At 66.4% G+C, this 21,101-nt stretch carries 21 protein-coding genes and 1 pseudogene; 8 read left to right on the forward strand and 14 right to left on the reverse strand.

What is annotated here, in order from left to right:
• Window positions 1-29: 29 nt before the first annotated feature.
• On the reverse strand, window positions 30-905 hold the full coding sequence (locus WS45_RS06170; protein ID WP_044848057.1) for a LysR family transcriptional regulator: 876 nt from the start codon (window positions 903-905) through the stop codon (window positions 30-32).
• Between the two features lie 161 nt (window positions 906-1,066).
• On the opposite strand from WS45_RS06170, the gene WS45_RS06175 reads away from it, so the two are divergent.
• Together WS45_RS06175 and WS45_RS06180 are read left to right on the forward strand one after the other, a co-directional pair.
• Complete coding sequence (locus WS45_RS06175; RefSeq protein ID WP_059533714.1) at window positions 1,067-2,386, forward strand: DUF3422 family protein; 1,320 nt, start codon at window positions 1,067-1,069, stop codon at window positions 2,384-2,386.
• Window positions 2,387-2,416: 30 nt separating this feature from the next.
• Complete coding sequence (locus WS45_RS06180; protein ID WP_059692512.1) at window positions 2,417-2,617, forward strand: hypothetical protein; 201 nt, start codon at window positions 2,417-2,419, stop codon at window positions 2,615-2,617.
• 49 nt (window positions 2,618-2,666) lie between these two features.
• On the opposite strand, the gene WS45_RS06185 is transcribed toward WS45_RS06180, so the two are convergent.
• From WS45_RS06185 to WS45_RS06200, 4 genes are read right to left on the reverse strand one after another with little or no spacing between them, the layout of a single operon-like run.
• Complete coding sequence (locus tag WS45_RS06185; RefSeq protein WP_059698804.1) at window positions 2,667-3,275, reverse strand: hypothetical protein; 609 nt, start codon at window positions 3,273-3,275, stop codon at window positions 2,667-2,669.
• Window positions 3,276-3,294: 19 nt separating this feature from the next.
• Window positions 3,295-3,750 carry a DUF3304 domain-containing protein gene (locus WS45_RS06190; protein ID WP_059698806.1) on the reverse strand — a complete coding sequence of 152 codons (456 nt, stop codon included), beginning with the start codon at window positions 3,748-3,750 and terminating at the stop codon, window positions 3,295-3,297.
• A gap of 17 nt (window positions 3,751-3,767) precedes the next feature.
• Window positions 3,768-4,271: a DUF3304 domain-containing protein gene (locus WS45_RS06195; RefSeq protein WP_257140304.1), complete on the reverse strand. Its 504-nt coding sequence runs from the start codon at window positions 4,269-4,271 to the stop codon at window positions 3,768-3,770.
• Window positions 4,249-5,298, reverse strand: coding sequence for a DUF4123 domain-containing protein (locus WS45_RS06200; RefSeq protein WP_082721857.1), 1,050 nt, complete (start codon window positions 5,296-5,298; stop codon window positions 4,249-4,251). The genes WS45_RS06195 and WS45_RS06200 overlap by 23 nt, the downstream gene beginning before the upstream one ends.
• Before the next feature lie 216 nt (window positions 5,299-5,514).
• On the opposite strand from WS45_RS06200, the gene WS45_RS06205 reads away from it, so the two are divergent.
• Entirely contained in the window at window positions 5,515-5,949 is a 435-nt protein-coding gene (locus WS45_RS06205; protein ID WP_059692511.1) for a GNAT family N-acetyltransferase, read from the forward strand.
• A 16-nt stretch (window positions 5,950-5,965) separates the two neighbouring features.
• Here the strand turns inward: WS45_RS06205 and WS45_RS06210 are convergent, their stop codons facing one another.
• The gene (locus tag WS45_RS06210) at window positions 5,966-6,862 is read right to left on the reverse strand and encodes a LysR family transcriptional regulator (protein WP_059698880.1); all 897 of its coding nucleotides are present in this window, start codon (window positions 6,860-6,862) and stop codon (window positions 5,966-5,968) included.
• A 122-nt stretch (window positions 6,863-6,984) separates the two neighbouring features.
• Here WS45_RS06210 and tam point away from each other — a divergent pair, with 122 nt between their 5' ends.
• Window positions 6,985-7,770 (forward strand): trans-aconitate 2-methyltransferase, encoded by a 786-nt coding sequence (gene tam, locus WS45_RS06215; RefSeq protein ID WP_059698813.1) that lies wholly within the window; start codon window positions 6,985-6,987, stop codon window positions 7,768-7,770.
• A 36-nt stretch (window positions 7,771-7,806) separates the two neighbouring features.
• Here tam and WS45_RS06220 read toward each other — a convergent pair whose 3' ends face one another.
• The 4 genes and pseudogenes from WS45_RS06220 to WS45_RS06240 all read right to left on the reverse strand — a co-directional run.
• Window positions 7,807-8,397, reverse strand: a complete 591-nt coding sequence (locus tag WS45_RS06220; protein ID WP_059533729.1) for a GNAT family N-acetyltransferase — start codon at window positions 8,395-8,397, stop codon at window positions 7,807-7,809.
• A 490-nt stretch (window positions 8,398-8,887) separates the two neighbouring features.
• Window positions 8,888-11,338 carry a phosphocholine-specific phospholipase C gene (locus WS45_RS06230; RefSeq protein ID WP_059698818.1) on the reverse strand — a complete coding sequence of 817 codons (2,451 nt, stop codon included), beginning with the start codon at window positions 11,336-11,338 and terminating at the stop codon, window positions 8,888-8,890.
• A 104-nt stretch (window positions 11,339-11,442) separates the two neighbouring features.
• Window positions 11,443-11,580, reverse strand: coding sequence for a hypothetical protein (locus WS45_RS36045; RefSeq protein ID WP_223960215.1), 138 nt, complete (start codon window positions 11,578-11,580; stop codon window positions 11,443-11,445).
• Window positions 11,581-11,747: 167 nt separating this feature from the next.
• Window positions 11,748-11,927: pseudogene (locus WS45_RS06240) on the reverse strand (hypothetical protein); the annotation flags it as partial.
• 240 nt (window positions 11,928-12,167) lie between these two features.
• On the opposite strand from WS45_RS06240, the gene WS45_RS06245 reads away from it, so the two are divergent.
• Window positions 12,168-12,572 carry a nuclear transport factor 2 family protein gene (locus WS45_RS06245; protein ID WP_059698882.1) on the forward strand — a complete coding sequence of 135 codons (405 nt, stop codon included), beginning with the start codon at window positions 12,168-12,170 and terminating at the stop codon, window positions 12,570-12,572.
• Window positions 12,573-12,644: 72 nt separating this feature from the next.
• Here the strand turns inward: WS45_RS06245 and WS45_RS06250 are convergent, their stop codons facing one another.
• The 3 genes from WS45_RS06250 to WS45_RS06260 form a co-directional block, all read right to left on the reverse strand.
• A complete protein-coding gene (locus tag WS45_RS06250) occupies window positions 12,645-14,126 on the reverse strand; it encodes an aldehyde dehydrogenase family protein (RefSeq protein WP_059698822.1) in 1,482 nt (493 codons plus the stop codon).
• A 22-nt stretch (window positions 14,127-14,148) separates the two neighbouring features.
• Window positions 14,149-15,099, reverse strand: coding sequence for an agmatinase (gene speB / locus WS45_RS06255; RefSeq protein WP_059698825.1), 951 nt, complete (start codon window positions 15,097-15,099; stop codon window positions 14,149-14,151).
• 165 nt (window positions 15,100-15,264) lie between these two features.
• On the reverse strand, window positions 15,265-16,134 hold the full coding sequence (locus tag WS45_RS06260) for a helix-turn-helix transcriptional regulator (RefSeq protein ID WP_059698827.1): 870 nt from the start codon (window positions 16,132-16,134) through the stop codon (window positions 15,265-15,267).
• A gap of 197 nt (window positions 16,135-16,331) precedes the next feature.
• On the opposite strand from WS45_RS06260, the gene WS45_RS06265 reads away from it, so the two are divergent.
• From WS45_RS06265 to WS45_RS06275, 3 genes are all read left to right on the forward strand, one after another.
• Window positions 16,332-16,676 (forward strand): cupin domain-containing protein, encoded by a 345-nt coding sequence (locus tag WS45_RS06265; protein ID WP_059692502.1) that lies wholly within the window; start codon window positions 16,332-16,334, stop codon window positions 16,674-16,676.
• A 234-nt stretch (window positions 16,677-16,910) separates the two neighbouring features.
• Entirely contained in the window at window positions 16,911-18,371 is a 1,461-nt protein-coding gene (locus WS45_RS06270; RefSeq protein WP_059698884.1) for an NAD(P)/FAD-dependent oxidoreductase, read from the forward strand.
• Window positions 18,372-18,508: 137 nt separating this feature from the next.
• Window positions 18,509-19,429: a LysR family transcriptional regulator gene (locus WS45_RS06275; protein ID WP_059692501.1), complete on the forward strand. Its 921-nt coding sequence runs from the start codon at window positions 18,509-18,511 to the stop codon at window positions 19,427-19,429.
• A gap of 12 nt (window positions 19,430-19,441) precedes the next feature.
• Here WS45_RS06275 and WS45_RS06280 read toward each other — a convergent pair whose 3' ends face one another.
• On the reverse strand, window positions 19,442-20,821 hold the full coding sequence (locus tag WS45_RS06280; RefSeq protein WP_059698829.1) for an MFS transporter: 1,380 nt from the start codon (window positions 20,819-20,821) through the stop codon (window positions 19,442-19,444).
• Window positions 20,822-21,101 lie beyond the last annotated feature (280 nt).

Genomic DNA, 21,101 nt, shown 5'->3' on the forward strand with positions numbered 1-21,101 from the left:
GGCGCAGGCGGCGCGCGCCCGGCCGCGGTTCAGGCGTCGCCGGTCTGGCCGGTTTGCCGCTGCAGGTCTTCCATCAGTTGTTCCGCGAGAAAGTCGCACGGCGGGCGCTTCGATTTCGTGCTGCGCGCGAGGATCAGCTCGAGCGGCGGCAGATCGGGCAGCCCGTGCGAGCGGCCGAGCATCGACAATTGCGCGGGAATCGCGCAGCGCGCGAGCGGCGCGACCGCGAGCCCGGCCTCGACCATGCTGAGCAGCCCGAGCAGGCTCGGGCTTTCATAGGACGTGCGAAACGGCAGCTTCGCGCGTTCGAGACTGCGGATCGCGTTCTCGCGCGCGACGCTGCCCGGCATGAACACCGCGATCGGCAGCGGCCGTTCTTCCCACACGCGCGGCCCGTTCGTCATCGCGGCCCACGCCATCGGCTCGTGGCGGATGAAGTCGCCGGACAGCCCCTTGATGCGCGTGCCGCACACGAGATCGACGGTGCCGTCCTTCAGGAGCGGCGCGAGCGCGCTGCTCGGCAGCCCGATCACCTGGATCTCGACCTTCGGATAGGTCGCGGAGAACTTCTTCAGCACCGACGGCAGCAGCGACGACGCATAGTCGTCCGGCACGCCGATCACGACCTTGCCGGTCACTTCCGGCCGCACCACGGCCGCCCACGCCTCGTCGCGCAGCGCCAGCATTCGTCTGGCGAATCCCAGCAGCACCTCGCCTTCGCGCGTCAGCACGATGCTGCGCGGCTTGCGCACGAACAGCGGCCGGCCGATCGCGTCCTCGAGGCTCTTGATCTGCATGCTCACGGCCGATTGCGAGCGGTTCACCGCTTCGGCGGCGCGGGTCATGTTGCCGGTTTCCGCGACGGCGACGACGGTGGCCAGCACGTCGTGATCGAGCATCTTCATCGGTATCAGGAAAACTGAATGTAACGATCAACATTATGCGTTTTTATTGTCGCTGTGTGTCTGCCATAGTGGCATCGAGCCTGCCGTGTCGTTCGATGCGGTGCGGCCGTCACGCCGGCGTGCCCGGCACGCAGCGTTGAACAGGGAAGAGTGGTGTACCGATGATGGATCATCCGTTGCGCGCCGCACTGGCCGCGGAATTGCATGCCCGGCCGTTCCTGCGGCTCGCCGAGGCCGTGTCGCTCACGCACTACGCGATCTACGCGGACGGCCAGCCCGACATCCACGAAACGCTGCTGCACGCGCTGTGTCGCGACACCGGCATTGCCGTGCCGCAGGACGGCGCGACCCACCATGCGGTGCAGTCGCCGTGCGGCTGGCATCTGAAGTGGGAGCGACACACCGAATTCTCGACGTTCACGTTCGTCGCGCCGCGTCGCGACACCGGCTATTTCGACGATCTCGCGATCGAAGGGATTCCTGCCGCGTGGTTCGCGCGGCTCGCGGGCATCCGCTTCGTCGCGGTGCGCATGGAGTTGCTGTCGGGCGATGCCGCGCGGCTCGTGTGCGGTGACATGCGCCGCTGGATCGACGGGCCCGCGCTCGTCGGCAGCAACGTGCTGGGCGGCGGCAAGGTGTTTTGCGACTGGCACGTGCGTGACGACGGCTTCATGCGCTTTCTCGTCGTCGACGAGGATTTTCGCGAGGAGCAGGGCGGCCGACTGCTGCAGCGCCTGTATGAAATCGAGACGTACCGGATGATGGCGCTGCTCGCGCTGCCGGTCGCGCGGCGGATGAGCCGCGAGCTGGACGAGATCCATGCGGCGCTGCATGCGCTGATGCAGCGGATGGACGCGAGCGGCGCCGACGGCGACGACGCGGCCTTGCTCGTGAAGCTCACGCATCTCGCGGTGCGGGTCGAGGCGCTGTCGGGGTCCGGCGGCCGCTTCAGCGCGTCGCGTGCCTACGAAAAGCTCGTGCTGGCGCGCATCCACGAATTGCGCGAGGAGCGCATCGAAGGGATGCCGACCATCGCCGAGTTCATGGAGCGGCGCTTCGCGCCGGCAATGGAAACCTGCCGCAGCGTGTGGGCGCGTCACGAGCAGATCGCCGCGCGGATCGCGCGCGCGGTCGACCTGTTGCGCACGCGCGTGAATCTCGCGCAGGAAAAGGACGTGACGCGCTTGCTGGCCGGCATGGAGCGCACCGCGCGCAATCAGCTTCATCTGCAGCACGCGGTCGAAGGATTGTCGGTGGCGGCCATTTCGTACTACGTGCTGTCGCTCGCGACAGCGGCGTTCAAGGCGCTGCACGTGATGAACCTGCCGGTCGATCCCGAACTGGCGGAAGGCCTGCTGATCGCGCCGGTCGTGTTCGCGGTGATTCACATCACGCGGCGCACACGCGCGCAACTTGCACGGTCGGAAGGCGCGCATGACGGCGCACCCGTGCAGGCAGCGGCGTTGAAACAGGCAAATTAGAACATCGACGACATATCAAAAGGAGTGGAGATGACTTTTACGCAAACGCAACCCGGGTTCTTTAGTGGCCTCGACGCATTCGACGAGCCGGTATGGGACGAAGCCGGCGCGCCGGAGGAGGCGCATGTGACGTCGTATCAGGCCGTGCTGCAGGAGCCGATGACGTCGCTCGTCGGGAATACGATCGATCGGCCGGATGTCGCGGCGGTGGCGATTCTTGGGTACAACTGACGCGGGTTGAATGAGATCGGCACCCGGTCGCGTGTGCGCCGGGTGCCGTTCAGTCGCCGGAGAGATCGCCGATCGCCGCACCGTGCGGGATCTGGCCCGACGTGACTTGCCGGATGTACTCGTCCTGCGCGTCCTTGATGTCCTTCGATAGGTTGCCCATGACCTTCTTCACGTAGTCCTTTGCTGTGTCGGTCTTGCGCGCCATCCAGCCTTTCTCCTCGATTTCGCGAAGCTGCATGAATACGCCGTCGCCAAGCGACACGTTGTTGAGTCGCGTGATCGTGTTGTGAACGAAGTTGTCGAAGAACGCGATGACTTCCGGTGACAGTTTCGGCGGATGCACCCAGGCTGTGGCCAGGGCGCGCACCGTCTTGTCGGAGATGTTGTCGACCGTGCGGCGCTCGCCGAACGTGAACTGCGGAACCTTGGAGTTCGGGTCCTGGCTCTTGTAGTACCAGTCGCGGCCTTCGTAATTTGGCAGACCGCCGCCATTGGGGAAGATCGCGTTGTAGACATCGGCGTCGACGGTGTTGATGAACAGGTTGTTGCCGGCGCTTTCGTGCGCCGTACGATCATGGACGTGACGTGCCCAGGACACGAACAGTTTTTGATGTTCGAGGAAATTGGCCTCGAGCGTGCCGGTCGATTTCGGCAGCATGGCTGCTTTCCTCGCTCGGCTAGTTGGTGGCGCCCATGCGCGGCATCGTCGGGTACTCGACCCATTGGGCCTTGATCTTGCGGTCAGGCAGGAAATGGAACTCGATATAGCCGTCGCGCTTGTTCGGCAACTTCGGGATGGCGATGTCCGTCTCGTAGATTTCCGGCGACAGGTTCTTCGCATCCTCTTCAGGAGTCAGGTCGTACGTGACCTTGAGGTGCCAGGTCTTCTTGTTGCGCGGCACCTCCATGCAACAGACCGTCCCGCCGCCGCCGCCGAACTGGCGGGCGTGCACGCTGCCAGCACCGAATCCGTCGACGACGAAGTTATAGACGCCGCGATCGGTGTAGTTGAAGCCCACGACGCGATAGGGGCCGTAGCTCGCGGTCTGCGCATGTACCCACCACGCACCACCGAGCAGCAGCACGGCAATCGCGATCGGATTACGAACGAGGCGGCGAAGAAAATTCAGCATGTCGATGGTCCTGTCATTCAGTTCGTCGCAGACGACGCGTTGCTCGTTGTGTTCAAGTTGCGCAGACCGGTCGGGTACTCGACCCATTGGGCTTCGATCTTGCGGTCAGGCAGGAAACGAAACTCGATATAACCGCCGCGCTCGTTCGGCAACTTCGGGACGGTGACGTTCGTCTCGTAGATTTCCGGCGACAGGTTCTTCGCATTCTCTTCGGGAGTCAGGTCGTACGTGACCTTGAGGTGCCAGGTCTGCTTGTTGCGCGGCACCTGCATGCAACAGACCGTCCCGCCGCCGCCGAACTGGCGGGCGTGCACGCTGCCTGCATCGAATCCGTCGACGACGAAATTGTAGACGCCGCGATCGGTGTAGTTGAAGCCCACGACGCGATAGGGCCCGCCACTCTCCGCGTGTGCCGGTGCGTAGCATAAGCTGCCTGCGATCGTAATCCCTGCGGCAATTGCACGACGCATTCCACTCAACATCCCCGCCTCCCGCCGTTCAACCCGCATCTGGCCGCGCATCTTCCGCCGCCATCGTCGCCGGTTGCCGTTCCGCCGCGTAACCCGCCAGCGGATGCCCATCCAGCAGTTCCGCCCACACTTGAGTGTCGACATCGTCGAGCGTGGACGACAACGGCGGTGGATCGTCTCCGCGCGCCGCGATCTTCCCGGCGATCGCCGGATACGCATCGAACGCCGGATGCACGTTCATCCCGACCAGCACGAAATACGCGAGATCGTTCTCGTTCGCGAGCCCATGCTGCTCCCGCGCCCGTGCAACCAGGTCCTTCACATAGCGAATGCCCCAGCGGTCCGGTACTGCAGACACTGGCGGCAGGAACTCGTCGCGCAACTGGAAATAGAGCGTCTCCGCGAAGCCTTCGCGTGCGAGCGCGTCGTATTGCGCGTCCGTGAACACGATCGGCGTCGCGGCGGGCATGGGTAGCGGTCCTTTTTCCTCGCCCGCCACGGCCTCCCACGGATCGAACCGAAAACGCAACTCGACGAACGCCGCCAGTAATTCGCCGCGTTGCGCGGGCGTAAGGACCGGCAAGAGATTCTGAAGAACCGACGGATCGTAATAGCGCAGCAACGCCTGACGCGTATCGGGCAACGTGGCTTCGGCAAGCGGATGCAGATAAGCCGCGAGTTCGGACACCGAGTGACTCGTCTTGAGCCACACGACGAGATCCGATTCGCCGCCTGCATTCAGCAGGTCGAGCATCATCCCGCGCGATGCATCGTCGTCTTCCGTCAGATCGAGCAGGAGCGGTCCCATTTCGGGACGTGATGCTTCGAGCATCGTGTCCGGATACAGCGATTGCCACGCGATGCTTCGCGCACGGGCCGCGTCGAGCATCGTATCGTCCAGCGCGCCGTCGACGAGCGCGATCAGGCGCAACGGGCGCGTGTGTTCGACTTGCCGCGTGCGATGCCAGTCGCGCAGATCGTCGTGCCGCTGCGCTGCGGTCGTGCGTGGCCATTGCGTCGGCAGCGGCAACGCGCGCGCCAGATCGCGAAACAGCTTCATGGAGGCAGCGTCGTTCATGTCCGGGGTGTCAGTGCGGACTTCATTTTCGCGGCGCTGCGGCGGCATTCCGAACATACGCCTTCGGGCAGGCATCCAGATGACGGCTTGTATATGGGGCCATAGTCGACTGAAGGCGTTCTTCGTGAAGACGCTGCCGCCGAACGCGCTATAGTCGCCCGACGCCCGTCACGAACACTGCACGTTCGGCGGCTCATTCACGCACGTCTCCATTCCATGACCGCGCATCCCGCCGTTTCCCTTCAGCTCACCGACACCGAACAACCGGCTGCCCGCGAATTCATCAGCCGCAAGCTCGGCGAATTCAATCACGCGATGACGGGCCGCAGCGACACGGCGGCGCTCGACGTCTACGTGACCGATCCCGCGACCGGCGAGGTCCTGGGCGGGCTCACCGGCCGAACGTCGCTCGGTCTCTTCTTCATCGACCTCTTTTACCTGCCGGAATCGCTGCGCGGCGGCGGCTTCGGCAGCAGACTGCTGCGCGAGGCCGAAGCGGAAGCGAAGCGGCGCGGATGCGCCCGCGCGGTGCTGTACACGATTACGTTCCAGGCGCCGGATTTCTACCGGAAGCACGGGTACGAGGCATTCGGCGAAGTGCCGTGCGAGCCGGAAGGGACGGCGCGCGTGTTCATGGTCAAGGCGCTTTGAACGACGTTGCCTGACGTCACCGCCCCGGCGTCGCGCGCTCGACGATCATGTCGTACAGCGCCTGCGCCGCGGGCGACAACTGCGCGGCCCGGCGCTTGACCAGCACGAGCGTGCGCGACACCGACGGCTCGACGAGCTCGATCGTTCGGATCATCGGATACGCGTTCTTCTGGATCGCGAGCTTCGGCACCACGGCCGCGCCGAGGCCTTCGGCGACGAGGCCGAGCGCGGTCGAACTGCGCTGCACTTCGTAGAACGAATGCAGCGACACGCCGCTCGTCTTCAGCGCACCTTCGAGCAGCCCGCGATTGCCGCTCACTTCGCCCGCGAAGATCAGCGGATGCGGCTGCAGCGCGGCCCAACGGATCCGCCGACGCTTCGCGAGCGGGTGATCGTCGCGGCAGACGAGCACGTACGGATCATGCATGAGCGGCACGCTGACGAGTTCGGGGTGCTGGTCGCCCGCGATGCTGATCCCGAATTCCGCTTCGCGGCGCAGCACGGCCTGCAATACCGACGCCGACGCGTGATCGAGGATCTTCACGCGATCGTGCGGCCGGTGCCCGGAAAACGCCCGCAGAATACGGGGGAGATACTGAACGCCGACCGTCGGCACGCACGCGATCGTCACGTCGCCGCGCTGGCTCAGGCCCGTTTCGCGGATTTCGGTCAGCGCATCCGACAGCTCGTTCAGCAGCCGGCGCGCCTGCGGCAGGAAACGCCGGCCGATTTCGGTGAGGGTGGTGCGGCGTGTCGTGCGCTCGATCAGCGCGACGCCGAGAAATGATTCGAGCTTGCGCAGCCGCTGCGTGATCGCCGTTTGCGTGACGTGCAGCGTGTCGGCCGCCTGCCTGAAGCTGCCGCCGTCGGCGATCGCGACGAAAGCCTGGACACCGAGCGTATCGATTTTCATCAGAAACATGAATCAATGACGATATTAAATTCATTTTACTGAAGAACGGCGAGATCGCAGAATGCGCTGCATCGACGGCTGTCGATATCCCGACGCCGTCCACGCCGACCAGGAGGCATGCCGTGACGACATCACTCGATCAATACGCCAACCAGTACGTGCGATTCGAAGACGAACGCACGCGGCCCGTGCGCGATCTGCTGGCCGCCGTGCCGGATACGCCGATCCGTACCGCGATCGACATCGGCTGCGGGCCCGGCAATTCGACCGAAGCGCTGATCGCGCGCGCCCCCGACGCGACGGTTCGCGGGATCGATGCGTCGCCGGACATGATCGCGGCCGCGCGCAAGCGCCTGCCCGCGCTGCGTTTCGATCTCGCGGATGTCTCCACCTGGGACGATCCGGGCGGCTACGATCTGATTCTGTCGAATGCGGTGCTGCAATGGGTGCCCGCGCACGACACGCTGTTGCCGTCGCTCGTCGGCCGGCTCGCGCCGGGCGGCCATCTCGCCGTGCAGATGCCGGACAACCTCGACGAACCCGCGCACCGGCTGATGCGCGAGGTCGCCGCGGCCGGACCGTGGGCGCACAAGCTGAAGGACGCGGCGCGCACCGAGCGGTTCGACGCGCGGTATTACTACGCGTTGCTGTCGCCGTCGTGTTCGCGGGTGGATGTCTGGCGCACGACTTACTACCATCCGTTGCGCGGCGGCGTCGACGCGGTCGTCGAATGGTTCAAGGGCAGCGCGCTGCGGCCGTTCCTCGCGGCGCTGGACGAAAGCGAACGCGACGCATTCGTCGCGCGCTATCGCGACGCGCTCGCCGGTCCGGACGGCTATCCGCTGCTCGACGACGGCACCGTGCTGCTGCCGTTTCCGCGCCTGTTCATCGTCGCGACGCGGAAGTAACGCGAAAGCAGGACCGGGGCGGCGGCTGGTCGTCGGTCAGGACGCCGGCCGCATCGATTCCGGATCGACCGTCCGGCTCTTCGCGGACTGCCCGTCGCGCAGGTCCTTGTACCAGAAGAGGGCGACTTCGCCGTCGTTCGCGCCGTCGGCATAAAGGAAGCGGTCGTGGCCGCCGATGACGAAGCCCGCACGCGCGTACGTGCAGCAGGCCGCGACGTTGTTCGCCTGCGTTTCCAGCCGCATGAAGCCGAACCCGCGGTTGCGCGCCCACGCTTCCGCGGCCGCCAGCAGGAACTGGCCGATCCCTTGGCGCCGGCAACCGCGGTCGACCGCGAGTTCCGCGATCTCGGCCATCCCGTTCCAGCTTTCGGTGATCGCGACGAATCCCGCGAGGCGCCCGCCCGCGCTTGCGCGAAACAGCGCGGTGCCGTTGGACGCCTCGCGCGCCCAGCCGGCCGGGTCGAAGCCGTAGTCCTTGCGCCGCACGGGCAGCGCGCGCAAATCGAGCAGATCCTGGTACGGCGCATTCAGCTCCCACGCGATCTCGAACGAAAAGTCGCATCCGTTCAGTTCGTCGGCGGGCAGATCGACCGCCTGTTCGATGCTGATGTGCTCGGCTCGGTCCATGTGTGTCGGTGTCCTGTCTTCAGCGGGATTGCCAAGTATTTCCCCCGGGGCGAGCGCCGCCTTGCGGCGAGCCGGATCGCGCCCGTTCCTGTTTCGAATTGCTGCGCTCGCACAATGCTTCTCCCCGCGGCGCGATTCAACGCCCGATTATGCGGGATATCGGCAGCGACGCTGCATCGACCTGGAACGGGAATGCAATCACGCCACGCATCGGCGCGGAACGCGATATGTTCAGCGGTGCATATCGAAATGGCGATCGACCTAACCGACCCATATTCGCCGGAACGGGAGCACCATGTTGAATTCGACGCAGCGGGAAGCCGTCGGTGAAGCGTTTTCGCTCGACGCGATGCGGCGCGCAAGAATGCACGCGATCAATCGAAACCCGGAGCGCGCATCCGACGCGGCCGTTCGGCGCGTTCCACGAAGACTTGCTGATGAGAGCCGAGCCGGGCGACGCGCGCCGTGAACGCGCGTCGCCCGCCGCTCGTCAGATGCTGATCGCGACCGGGCCTGCCAGCGGCGTGTAGCCGTCGTCGAAGAGGAACCACGCATCGTACTGGCCCGACGCCAGCGCGCTGTTCGCCGTCGTCGAGAACAGCAGCGAGCCCGTGCTCTTCGGCAGATACGCCCACGACTTGTAGCCGCCCTTGGTCGGTTGCGCGCCGCGCGGGTAGATGCCGACCCAGTTCTTCGGGCTGTGACGCCACGGCGGCACGACGTAGTCGAACCGCAGCGTGCCGTACGACGAGCCCTGCGACGACAGCGCGGGCACGAACTTCCCGCTCGTATTACCGATCGCCGAATCGGTCAGCAGCGCGCCCGCTTGCGCCTGCACGCAGCCGGCCACGCGGCGTAGGAAGTTCGGGTCGTTCGCGTCGCGGATGCTCGCGTCGTACCAGCCTGCGTCGCCGTACCACGTCACGGCCTGCGTCGCGCCGGCCGGCACGCTGACCGACTGCGGCGTGTTCATTCCGTACGCGTTGTCGACGAGCTGGAACGTCGTCGCGCTCGCGCCGGCGGTGTTGTCGAGCGTGATCTGCACGTTGCCGTTCTGCACGTCGTAACAGAGGCTGACTTCGGCCGACGAACCGGTATTGCCCGACGCGCCGACGTTGCCGCGGAACGTCTGCAGGAATCCGTTCGGCCCGTAGACCGAATAGTCGTAGCCGCCGGCCGAGTTCAGCGCGAGCGAATCGGACAGGGTCGTGCACGCGTTCGCGCCGGCGCCGATCGTGTATTGCCGCGGGATCGTGCTGGTGCCGTCGACCCACGCCTGCAGATGCACGCCCGCCGTGCCGGTATTGGTCATCGTCAGCGCGAGCGTCCTGCCGGAGCGGTTGACCTTGCCCTGCACGAAAAACTCGTACGGCAGCCGGCATGCCGCATTGCGGCCGGTCGTTTGTGCCGGCACCGCGGTGGTGGTCGCCGGCGGGATGATGACCGTCCAGCCGTTCGGGTCCATGTTGCTGGCCGGGCTCGGGATCGCGGGCACCGTCTGGTCGGGATTCGTGAAGTCGAATGCCGACGTGAGATCGCCGCACACGGTGCGCCGCCACGGCGTGATGTTGGTTTCCTGCAGCCCGAAGCGCGTTTCCAGAAAGCGGATCACCGACGTGTGATCGAACACCTGCGAGTTGACCTTGCCGCCTTTCGACCACGGCGAGATCACGAACATCGGCACACGCGGGCCGAGGCCGATCGGCACGTCGCCGCTGGCCGATCCGTCGGACGCCGCGCCGCTACTGCCGACGAATTCGGCCGCGGTCGAGACCGTCGAACGGCCGGTGCCCGCGGATGCGCTGGATGGCACGGCGGGCGGCACGTGGTCGAACAGGCCGTCGTTCTCGTCGTACATCACGAGCAGCACCGTGCTGGCCCAGACTTTCGGATTCGACGTCAGCACGTTGAGGACGTTGCTCACATACCATTCGCCGCCGCTCGCGGCCCACGACGGATGTTCGCAGTACGCGTAGGGCGCGGCGATCCACGATACCTGCGGCAGCGTGTCGTTCGCGACGTCGGCCTGCAACTGGCTGAACAGGCGCGTGTCGTATTCGGTGCCGCCACCCGTCGGGTCGATTTGCGTGCCGTTGAGCGCCGGCGCGAGCGGATCGGTCGCGCCGAGGTTCTGGTACTGCCTGAAGTTGAGGATGACGTTGTCGCCGTAGTTGCCGTTCCACCAGAGATCCTTGCTGGAGCCGTTGTACTCGCCGTAACCGTGCGCGGCATCGAGCCCGTTGCCCTTGTCCTGGTAGAACTTCCACGTAACGCCGGCCGCATTCAGCCGTTCCGGCATCGTGGTCCAGCCGGTGCCGGTCATCGTGTTGGTCGTGTACGGCGTGTAGCCGGGCACGTTGCCGCAGCAGCCGGTCCACAGATACAGGCGGTTCGGGTCGGTCGGCCCGAGCATCGAGCAGTGGTAGCCGTCGCACACGGTGAAGGCGCTCGCCAGCGCGTAATAGAACGGGATGTCGTTCTGCGTGAAGTAGTACATCGTGCCGCTGGTCTTCGCGCCGGCCCAGTTGTCGTAACGGCCGTTGTTCCATGCGCTGTGCGTGCCGTTCCAGCTGTGGTCGAGGTCGCCGTAATAGGTGTCGCCGTTCGCGCTGCCGGCCGGCGGCGACGGGTTGAACGGGAACACGTACGACAGCAGCCACGGCTGGCGCCAGACCGGATACCCGCTCGAGATCACGACCGGGCGCGGATCGCCGAAGCCGCGCGCGCTGCGCAGCGTGCCGAGGTAGTGGTCGAACGACCGGTTTTCCTGCATCAGGATCACGACGTGCTTCACGTCCTGGATCGTGCCGGTGACGGTCGCCGCCGGAATCGACTGCGCGCGCAGGATGCTTTCGGGCAGCATGCCGGTGACTGCCGTGGCGCCCGCGAGCTTCAGCGCATCGGCCAGGAACTGACGTCGTGTCGTGGATTTGTTTTGCATGTTCGCTCTCTGTCATGAATGGCCGGACGGACTGGCCGGACGCCCCCGCGCTTCAAACGCCGCGCGTTGCGATCGCAGTCACGCCGGACAAGGGCTGGTGCCCGTCAGTGGCAAGCCGTGGCGCAATGCAGGACCGGCGCGGCGGCCGGGCCCGATGCCGATGCGCGGTTCGCGGCGAGGTTGCCGGCCGCGCCGGAATCGCCATCGCCGCAACCGGCCAGCGTGCAAAGGAGCGCGATCATGAAAGCGCCGCGCCAGTGCGGAAAATGACTTTCCTTACCGGCGGGCGGAGCGGAGTGGTCGCGACTCGATTCGAGTCGGATTCCTGAGTGATTGACGTGCGTCGTTCCTGTTCCTGCTTTCATTGCCCCTCCAGAAAAGAAATGAACAGCGGAGAATATCGTTCGAATCAGAACAACTTCATGACAGGCCATCCGCGCGTGCCGGCGACCTGCGACAGCCCGGTGAATCTTCCGCCTGGCGTGCCGTCGTCGGTATCGCGCTCGATGCCGAGTAGATGCTCGATTCCAAACTCGGCGGCGATCGGCCGCGTCACGACCACGTTGGTCGCGGTGACGATGCAGCAGAGATATCGAGCCACCGCGGCCATTGCCGGCCGTCATGGCGACGGGCCGGTGGTCGGCAGGATTCAGGCGCACGTCATCGTGGCGTCGGGTCAGCGCCGCCGCCGATTGCTCATACGGAATTCACGCCGCGCGACTGCTGGAGAATACGCATAAGTGCCGCCTCGCGGTTCGACTATGCTGAATTGTCCGCGGCCCGAATTCCGCGCCGCGACACGGCGAACCGGCGACGGCGGGAGGGTGCGATGAGCGAACAAGACAACGTGCAACTCGTGCAGCAGGCATACGCGGCGTTCGGCAGGGCCGATATCGACGGCATTCTGCAGACGCTTTCCGACAGTATCGACTGGTTCATCCCGGGGCCGACCGACGTCGTTCCGTTCGTCGGCAGAAGACATGGGCCGCAGGCGGTCGCGGCGTTCTTCGCGGCGCTTGCGTCGACGCAGACCGCGGAACGGTTCGAGCCGCTCGAGTTCATCGCCAGCGGCAACCGGGTCGTCGTGCTCGGCACGCAACGCTGGCATGTTCATGCCACGGGCCGCACGTACGAAGACGACTGGGTGCATCTGCTCACGATCGAAAACGGGAAGATCGCGACGTTCGTCGAGTATCACGACACCGAGGCCGAAGCGGCGGCACATCGACCGTGACGACGCCGCGATCGTGCGCGGACATCGTCACCTTCGGAAGCGTGCATCGCATGCTTCGGCCGGCCGCCTTGGTCAATCGATCGCGCGCATCGCGTGGCGCAGTTCCTGGTAGCTGCGCAGGCCCGTCACGCCGAGTTCGCGGCCGATCCCGCTGAGCCCGAAGCCGCCCCAGCACACGTGCGGGTAGATGAGTTGCGGCGCGTTGATCCACACGAGCCCGGCGCGCACGCGCGCCTGGAACTGCTTCGCGATTTCCGCGTCGCGCGTCGCGACGGTCGCGACGAGCCCGTAGCGCGTGTCGTTCGCGAGCGCGATCGCTTCGTCGTCGGTGCGGAACGACTTGACGCACGCGACCGGGCCGAACACTTCGTCGGTCCACAGCAGGTTGTCGACGGCCGGTTCGGCGACCACGACCGGCGCCATGAAGAAGCCGTTGCCGCCCCCCTCGGCGACGCGCCCGCTGAACGCGACGCGCGCGCCGGCCGCGATGCCTTGCTCGAGCATCGCCTCGACGCGCGTGCGCTGCGCGGCCGAGACCAGCGGCCCCATCGCGACGTGTCCGGCGGAAGGCGGCGCGACGACGAGCGCGCGCACGGCCGTCTCGAACGCGGCCATGAAGCTGCGGTACACGCTGTCGTGCACGAGGATGCGCGCGGTGGCCGAGCACATCTGGCCCGCGTTCGTGAACGCGCCGGCCACCGCCAGCGACACCGCGACGTCGAGATCGGCGTCGTCGCGCACGATCAGCGACGACTTGCCGCCGAGTTCGAGCGTCACGCGCTTCATGTCCTCGGCCGCGGCCTGCATGACCTTGCGGCCGGCGGCCGTGCTGCCGGTAAACGAGATCTTGTCGACCAGCGGATGCGCGGTCAGCGCCGCGCCGACTTCCGCACCGCCGTTCACGACGTTGACGACGCCGTCCGGCACGCCGGCTTCGGCGATCAGGTCGAGCAGCGCGTGCTCGGTCGGCGACGTCAGTTCGGACGGCTTCATCACGACCGTGCAGCCGGCCGCCAGCGCGGGCGCGAGCTTCCACGCGGTCGTGACCATCGGGAAATTCCACGGCACGATCAGCGCGGCCACGCCGACCGCATCGTGAAAGCGCTCGGCGGCGACGGTGTCGCTCGGCAGCGCGACCGGCTCGGCCGCGAACAGCGCCGGGTTCTCGCACAGCTGCGCGTAGTACGCGAACGTCGCGGCGACGTCGCCGACGTCGGCGTCTGCCTCGAACGGCGGCTTGCCACTCACCTGCATCTGCAGCGCCGCAAGGCGTTCGCGCTCGGCTTCGACGCGCGCGGCGATCGTCGCGAGCAGGCGGCCGCGCTCGGCGGGCGGCGTCTCGCGCCAGCCGGCGAACGCGTCGCGCGCGGCGCGGACCGCGGCGTCGACGTGCGCGGCCGTCGCGAATTCCTGCCAGCCGATCGTCTCGCCGGTCGACGCATTGAAGATCGGCGCGCCGGCTTCATCGGAATGCGTGCGCACGGGCTGGCCGGCGATGCGCGCGGCGGGCAGCACGATGGCCGTGGCGGAAGGGGAAAGCTGAGCGGTGGACATCAACGTTTTCCTGTCGATCGGGTTAGCGGTAGGCGACGCCCGGCATCACGCAGAGCATCTCGTACGCGAGGTTCGCGCCGACGAGCGCGGTGGTGCCGGTCGGATCGTACGGCGGCGACACTTCGACGAGATCCGCGCCGACGATGTTTAGCCCCTTCATCCCGCGAATGATCTCGAGACCCTGCTGCACCGTCAGCCCGCCGATTTCCGGCGTGCCGGTGCCGGGTGCGAACGACGGATCGAGACCGTCGATGTCGAAGCTCAGATAGACCGGCGTGTCGCCGATGCGTTCGCGCACCTGCGCCATCAGCGGCGCGAGCGACTTGTTCCAGCATTCCTCCGCCTGCACGACCGTGAAGCCCTGCTGGCGGCACCAGTCGAAATCGTCCGCGTGGTAGCCGGTGCCGCGCAGGCCGATCTGCGTGACCTTGTCGCATTGCAGCAGGCCGTCCTCCACCGCGCGACGGAACGGCGTGCCGTGCGCGATCTTCTCGCCGAACATCGTGTCGTTCACGTCCGCGTGCGCGTCGACGTGCACCACGGCGACCTTGCCGTACTTCCTGTGCAGCGCGCGCAAGATCGGCCATGCGATCGTGTGATCGCCGCCGAGCGTGATCGGCCGGCAGCCGTTCGCGACGATCTCGTCATACGCTTGCTCGATGCGGCGCACCGAATCCTTCAGGTCGTACGGGTTGGTCGCGACGTCGCCGATGTCGGCGACCTGCAGCGAATCGAACGGGGCCGCGCGCGTGGCCATGTTGTACGGGCGCAGCAGCACGGATTCGGTGCGGATCTGGCGCGGGCCGAAGCGCGAACCCGAGCGGTTCGACGTGCCGAGATCGAGCGGCACGCCGACGAAGCACACGTCGAGGCCGTCGGTCGTGTCGGCCTGCGGCAGGCGCATCATCGTGGCGATGCCGCCAAAGCGCGGCATCTCGTTGCCGCCCATCGGTTGATTCAGTTCGCGGTGCATGGGGCCGTCTCCTCTTTCTGATGAAAAACGATCGGCCGATGGTAGAGGAGAACGCACACGCGAAGATTTTGAAGTCGCAACGTTTACATCGATGCGGCTCGATGCGAGTGGCATGGCCGCATCGACGCGGCGTGACCGTCGGCGGGCGGTCGGCGTCGGACCGGATCAGCGCGCGATCGCGGACGGCAGCGCGTCGTCGCCGTGGTGCGGCGCGGCCGACCCCCATGCTGCAAGCTCGCGCTTCGTGCGCACACCGAGCTTCGCGAACGCACGCTTCACGTACGACTCGGCCGACGCGACCCGCACGCCGAGGATGTCGGCGGTTTCCGGCACGGTCTTGCCGGAGATCAGATGCTTGCAGGTTTCGTATTCGCGCTTCGACAGCTTCACGCCGTCGGCCGCGATCCGCGCATCGAACTGCGCGAGCGGATGCACTTCGGGCATCGGATGCGCGACGCGTCGCGCGGCGGTGGTCGACGCGTGCAGCTCGAGCAGCGGGAACAGCATGTCGCTGATGCTGCGAAAGCGGTTCATCTCGGCGAGCGTGAACGGCGGGCGATCGCGGCCGCGTTCCAGCGCGATCGAATGCTGCGCGTAGCGGGTGCCGCGCGCGAGCACGCATTCGTGGCCGATATGCACGTCGTCGAACAGCCGCTGGCGGAATTCGCCGGGCGGAATCGCCGCGATATCGCGCACGACCAGCATCGTGCCCGTCTTGCCGCGCAGCCCCGCGAACAACGGGTCGCTGTCGAGAAAGCGCTCGTAGTAGAGCGTCATCACGTCGGAGATTTCGGCGGTCGCGGTGCCGATGCCGCTGCTGCCGATCCATTCGCAGCGGTAGCCGGTGGGCATCGTGCCGTCGACGCGCGAGCGTTCGACGTGCGCGACGTCGAGCGGCACCACGTCGTTCAGCAATTGCGTGAGACGCGGCACGAAGTGCGGCGTGCCGACCGTCTCGATCAGCTCGCCCAGCGCCTTGAACGACACGTTGAAGCGGTCGGTGTCGCGGTGGAAGGGGTTCACGTTGAGCAGCATGCGGTTCCCCGGTGAAAAGCGGCGGCGATTTTAGCGTTGGAAGCCGAAAACGTCATTAGGGGGAAATACGGTACGGAGTCCTGCGGCCCCGTGCGCCGCGGAAAACGCGGCTTGTCCCCCCCGAAGGGGGGCATACCGGGGCAGTGTAAATGAGTAACTTCGTCTCTGCTTTTTCAATCACGAGACGAAAGATTCAGATGACCAAACTGATCAAGGACATCCTGCCGCTCGGCGCAGGCATTGGCGAATTCACGAAGCTCGACTTCGGGATGGACGAAAGCGACTGGCGCGCGGCCGAAGGCAAGAGCGGCGGCTACCTCATCGGCTGGTGGGAAGGCAAGGTCGGCTCGGTGGCGTTCCCGGAAACGGCGGCGGACGAGGCGGTGTGGCTCGTCGAGGGCCGCATCGCGCTGACCGACGTGGAAGGCAACCGCAAGGAATTCACGCCGGGCCAGGGTTACCTGCTGCCGGCCGGTTTCGCGGGCCGCTGGGAGACGATCGAGGACGCGAAGAAGTTCTACGTGCTGCTCGAGAAGTCGTGATGCGAGCGACCGCCGACGAGGCGTCGTCGTCGGATCGACGCGCGCCTGGCGGCGGTTGCGTTTTCGATCGACCGCAAGCGAAACCCGTCGCGCGCTTGCCGACGGCACGCATCGCGACTTGCGGTGCATGCGCCGCGAATCGCCATCGACGGAACAACCGATGACATCGGCGAATTCGGCACGCCGCGCACGCTCGGCACGCGCGGGCCGCGATCACGTGGGATGGCTGGAATCATGGAAATGGAAGTCAACGAAGCAACGCAAGCCGCACCGGCGCACGCGCACGACGCGCGTCGCGCGCCGGTTGCACTGAGCGCCGCCGAGGCGCTCGCGAATACGAAGCTGTTCCCGTACTGGCTCGACAACCCGGCCGCACCGGCCGCCGAGCCGGAACTCGTCGGCGACGCGACGGCCGATCTGCTGATCGTCGGCGGCGGCTTCACGGGGCTGTGGGCGGCCGTGCAGGCGAAGGAGCAGATGCCGCACCTGAACGTGGTGCTGATCGAGGCCGGCAAGGTCGCGCACGGCGCATCGGGCCGCGCGGGCGGGATCATCTCGACATCGGTGATGCACGGGTTGCCGAACGCGGTGCGCGTGTTCCCGAACGACATCGCGCAACTCGAGGCATTCGGCCATCACAACCTCGACGGCTTCGAGGAAACGCTGAAGCGCTACGACATCGACGCCGACATCGAGTGGAACGGCGAGATGACGGTGGCGGTCGACCCCGAGCACATCGCGCACCTGAAAGGCGACTACGACCTGCATCGCGAATACGGCCACGACGTCGTGCTGCTCGATCGCGACGAAACGCTCGGGCAACTGAATTCGCCGTTGTTCGCCGGCGCGTTGTGGTCGCGCAATCGCAGCGGCATCGTGCATCCGGCGAAGCTCGCGTGGGGGCTCAAGCGCGCGGCGCTGTCGCTCGGCGTGAAGCTGTACGAACACACGCCGCTCACGACGGTCACCGACGAAGGCGACACGGTCTACGTGAAGACGCCGAGGGGCAGCGTGCGCGCGCCGCGCGTCGTGTTCGGCAGCGGCACGGCGAAGGTCGGCATTCCCGACATCAACCGCCGCGTGATGCAGGTGCGCGATCACGTGCTCGCGACCGAGCCGCTCACCGACGAACAGCTCGCGCGGATCGGCTGGAAGAATCGCCAGGGCGTGTACGACACGCGCACGCAGCTGAACTATTTCCGGCTGACGAAGGACAACAACATCATCTTCGGCGGGCTGGTCAGCTATCACTTCGACGGCGATCCCGAGCCGCACCAGGACGGCGAGCGGCAAACTTACTATCGGCTCGCGGAGGCGTTCCATCGCACGTTCCCGCAACTCGCCGACGTGCGCTTCTCGCACGCATGGGGCGGCCCGATCGACTACTGCTCGCGCGGCTCGGTGTTCGCGAAGCGCTATCTCGGCGACAAGGCGGTGTTCGTCGCCGGCTACACGGGTTTCGGCGTCGCGGCGAGCCGGTTCGGCGCATTCATGGGGCTGAACATCCTGTTCGATCGAGACAGCCCGGAACGCAAGCTCGACATCGCGAACCAGAGCCCGAGCTACATCCCGCCCGAGCCGATGCGCTGGGTCGCCGCGAAGATCACGTTCCATGCGTTCGACGGCGCGGATGCCGAAGGCGGCTGGAAGCGCGCGTGGATCAACGGGATCAAGGCGATGGGCTTTCCGATGTAAGCGGCGCGCGGTGTCCGCGAGCGACGCGTATGGCGCGTGCCGTTGCCGATGGCGGCGCGCGTCCGGCAAGGTTCATCGGCGAAGACGGCCGGTGTCGCGCCGGCCCGACAACGCGCTCAGGCGCAGCGGCTCGAAGCATGTTTTCGAATACCACCGATCTCGATCTCCGGCTCATCCGGGTCTTTCTCGCCGTCGTCGACGCACGCGGCATCACGGCCGCAGAGGCCTCGCTCGGCGTGCGGCAGTCGACGATCAGCACGCAGCTGTCCGCGCTGGAGGCGCGCGTCGGTTTCAAGCTGTGCGATCGCGGCCGTGGCGGGTTTCGGCTGACGTCGAAGGGCGAACGCTTCGCGGCCACGGCACGCACGCTCGTCGCGGCGACGTCCGAGTTCGTCGCACGCGTGCGCGACATCGACCGCAAGCTGGTCGGCACGCTGTCGATCGGCCTGATCGGGCAGGCGCCGCTCGTCGAGAACGCGCGCCTGGCCGATGCCATCGGCGCGTTCCGCAAGCGCGACCAGGCCGTCACGTTCTCGATGAAGGTGGCGTCGCCGCAGGAACTCGAGGAAAGCCTCGTCAACAACCAGCTCGATCTCGCGATCGGGTATTTCTGGCATCGCGTGCCGGGGCTCGACTACACGCCGTTGTTTACCGAGGAGCAGGTGATCTACTGCGGGCGCGGCCATCCGCTGTTTCATGCGTCACGGCCGGTGTCGGCCGACGATCTGCAGGCGCACGACTGGGTATGGCGCACCTATCCGGTGCCGGAGGAGCAGTATCCGTTGCCGGAGCGGCGCGTGACCGCGAGCGCGGACAGCATCGAGGCCGCGACGATCCTGATCCTGTCGGGCGGCCATCTCGGCTATCTGCCCGCGCATTATGCGGAGCCGTTCGAGCAGCGCGGGCTCGTGAAGGCCATCGGCCGCACGACCTTCAGCTTCGACGTGCCGCTGCATCTCGCGATGAAGCGCAGCGCGAGCGACAAGCCGATCGTCGACGCGTTCTGCGAGGATTTGCTGCGCGCGTTCAACATCAAGTCGATCGCGCTGGCCGCGTAGCGCGGGGCCTGCTCAGGCGTCGATGCGTTCGACCTTGCCGACCAGCAGCCCGTACGACAGGCTGCCAGCGAGCGCCATCGCGGCGATGTAGGTGATCGCGCGGGAGAAGTCCGCGCCGTCGACGAGCAGCCCGATCGCGATCGGCGTCGCGATCGCGGCCAGATTGCCGATGAGGTTGAACACGCCGCCCGTGAGGCCGAGCAGCCGCGCGGGCGCGAGGCCCGACACAAGCGACCACGTGATCGATGCGAAGCCGTTGCCGAAGAACGCGATCGTCATGAACGCGATCACCCAGCCCGTCGACGTGACGTAGTTCGCGCCGATGATGCAGGTCGAGATCAGCAGCCCCGAGATGATCGGCAGCTTGCGCGCGAAGCCCTGCGCCGCGCCGCGCCGCATCAGCCAGTCCGACAGCACGCCCGAGCACAGCACGCCGACGAACGCGGCGAGAAACGGCAGCGACGCGAGAAAGCCCGACTTGATGAAGTCCATCCCGCGATACTTGATGAGGTAGGTCGGGAACCATGTGAGGAAGAACCACAGCGTCGAGTTCAGCGCGAACTGACCGAGATAGATACCCCATAGCTTGCGCCGGCCGAGCACGACGCCGAGGTCACGCCACGTCGACGGCGTGCGTTCCGTGCGCGCGGAGATGCGGTCCTCGAGATCGACGAGGCCGCCACCGTCGCGGATCGACGCGATTTCGGCCGCGTTGACGCCGCGAAACGCGCGCGGTTCGCGATATACCGCGTACCAGACCGCGGCCCACGCGATGCCCGCAAGCCCGGTCGCGACGAACACCATGTGCCAGCCGAGATGCACCTGCAGCCATGCGAGCACGGGGGTGAGGAACGCGAGGCCGACGAACTGCCCCGACGTGTAGCCGCCGATCGCGCTGGCGCGCTCGCGAGTCGGGAACCACGTCGTGACCACGCGGTTGTTGATCGGATAGGCCGGCGCTTCGAGCGCGCCCACCGCGAGTCGCAGCACGATCAGCCCGACGAACGAACCGGCGAAGCCGAGCAGCACCGTCGCAGCCGACCACAGCGCGAGCGCGCCCGCATACAGCACGCGTGGCGACACCTTGTCGACGAGCCAGCCGCCGGGGATCTGCATCAGCGCATAGGTCCAGCCGAATGCCGAGAATACGAGGCCCGCGCGGACCGGGTCGATGTTCAGTTCCTTGAACAGCGCGGGCGCGGCGATCGACAGGTTGCTGCGGTCGAGATAGTTGATCACGACTGTGACGAACAGCAGTGCGAGGATGATCAGGCGCTTGCGGCTCGGCTGAGTGGTCGAAGTTGTGCGAGTCGTGGATTCGGATGCGGTACCGCCATACGCGGTCGAGCGCTCCGGCAGGTTCGCGTGGGTGCGTGACGCGGATCGGGCCACGGTCGTCTCCTGTGTTCAATGCCCGGCCGGCGCCCGCGAGCGGGGCGGCCGAATCGAACGGCGTTGAGGCGAACGTTAGAGTCGTGGAGTGAAGCGCGTCAACCTTTGAGCAGACATCCCTATTAATGAGATGTTGGGCGCTCAATATGTGACAAGGCGTGGCGATAGCGCCGCATCGTGCGCCAGTCTGAGGCCGAACGCATATGTTTGTCGCACAAACGCTCCAGGAACTCGACCAGAGATGCCCGAGCGCACGTCAATTGGACGAGTCCGAAATTTG

It is taken from the genome of Burkholderia sp. RF2-non_BP3 (assembly GCF_001522185.1).
Lineage (GTDB): Bacteria > Pseudomonadota > Gammaproteobacteria > Burkholderiales > Burkholderiaceae > Burkholderia > Burkholderia diffusa.

What these genes read in the sequence shown, in the direction of transcription:
- WS45_RS06170 (WP_044848057.1), bottom strand. Translation starts at nt 905, where the DNA reads ATGAAGATGCTCGATCACGACGTGCTGGCCACCGTCGTCGCCGTCGCG.
- WS45_RS06175 (WP_059533714.1), top strand. Translation starts at nt 1,067, where the DNA reads ATGATGGATCATCCGTTGCGCGCCGCACTGGCCGCGGAATTGCATGCC.
- WS45_RS06180 (WP_059692512.1), top strand. Translation starts at nt 2,417, where the DNA reads ATGACTTTTACGCAAACGCAACCCGGGTTCTTTAGTGGCCTCGACGCA.
- WS45_RS06185 (WP_059698804.1), bottom strand. Translation starts at nt 3,275, where the DNA reads ATGCTGCCGAAATCGACCGGCACGCTCGAGGCCAATTTCCTCGAACAT.
- WS45_RS06190 (WP_059698806.1), bottom strand. Translation starts at nt 3,750, where the DNA reads ATGCTGAATTTTCTTCGCCGCCTCGTTCGTAATCCGATCGCGATTGCC.
- WS45_RS06195 (WP_257140304.1), bottom strand. Translation starts at nt 4,271, where the DNA reads ATGCGCGGCCAGATGCGGGTTGAACGGCGGGAGGCGGGGATGTTGAGT.
- WS45_RS06200 (WP_082721857.1), bottom strand. Translation starts at nt 5,298, where the DNA reads ATGAACGACGCTGCCTCCATGAAGCTGTTTCGCGATCTGGCGCGCGCG.
- WS45_RS06205 (WP_059692511.1), top strand. Translation starts at nt 5,515, where the DNA reads ATGACCGCGCATCCCGCCGTTTCCCTTCAGCTCACCGACACCGAACAA.
- WS45_RS06210 (WP_059698880.1), bottom strand. Translation starts at nt 6,862, where the DNA reads ATGAAAATCGATACGCTCGGTGTCCAGGCTTTCGTCGCGATCGCCGAC.
- WS45_RS06220 (WP_059533729.1), bottom strand. Translation starts at nt 8,397, where the DNA reads ATGGACCGAGCCGAGCACATCAGCATCGAACAGGCGGTCGATCTGCCC.
- WS45_RS06230 (WP_059698818.1), bottom strand. Translation starts at nt 11,338, where the DNA reads ATGCAAAACAAATCCACGACACGACGTCAGTTCCTGGCCGATGCGCTG.
- WS45_RS36045 (WP_223960215.1), bottom strand. Translation starts at nt 11,580, where the DNA reads ATGATCGCGCTCCTTTGCACGCTGGCCGGTTGCGGCGATGGCGATTCC.
- WS45_RS06245 (WP_059698882.1), top strand. Translation starts at nt 12,168, where the DNA reads ATGAGCGAACAAGACAACGTGCAACTCGTGCAGCAGGCATACGCGGCG.
- WS45_RS06250 (WP_059698822.1), bottom strand. Translation starts at nt 14,126, where the DNA reads ATGTCCACCGCTCAGCTTTCCCCTTCCGCCACGGCCATCGTGCTGCCC.
- speB (WP_059698825.1), bottom strand. Translation starts at nt 15,099, where the DNA reads ATGCACCGCGAACTGAATCAACCGATGGGCGGCAACGAGATGCCGCGC.
- WS45_RS06260 (WP_059698827.1), bottom strand. Translation starts at nt 16,134, where the DNA reads ATGCTGCTCAACGTGAACCCCTTCCACCGCGACACCGACCGCTTCAAC.
- WS45_RS06265 (WP_059692502.1), top strand. Translation starts at nt 16,332, where the DNA reads ATGACCAAACTGATCAAGGACATCCTGCCGCTCGGCGCAGGCATTGGC.
- WS45_RS06270 (WP_059698884.1), top strand. Translation starts at nt 16,911, where the DNA reads ATGGAAATGGAAGTCAACGAAGCAACGCAAGCCGCACCGGCGCACGCG.
- WS45_RS06275 (WP_059692501.1), top strand. Translation starts at nt 18,509, where the DNA reads ATGTTTTCGAATACCACCGATCTCGATCTCCGGCTCATCCGGGTCTTT.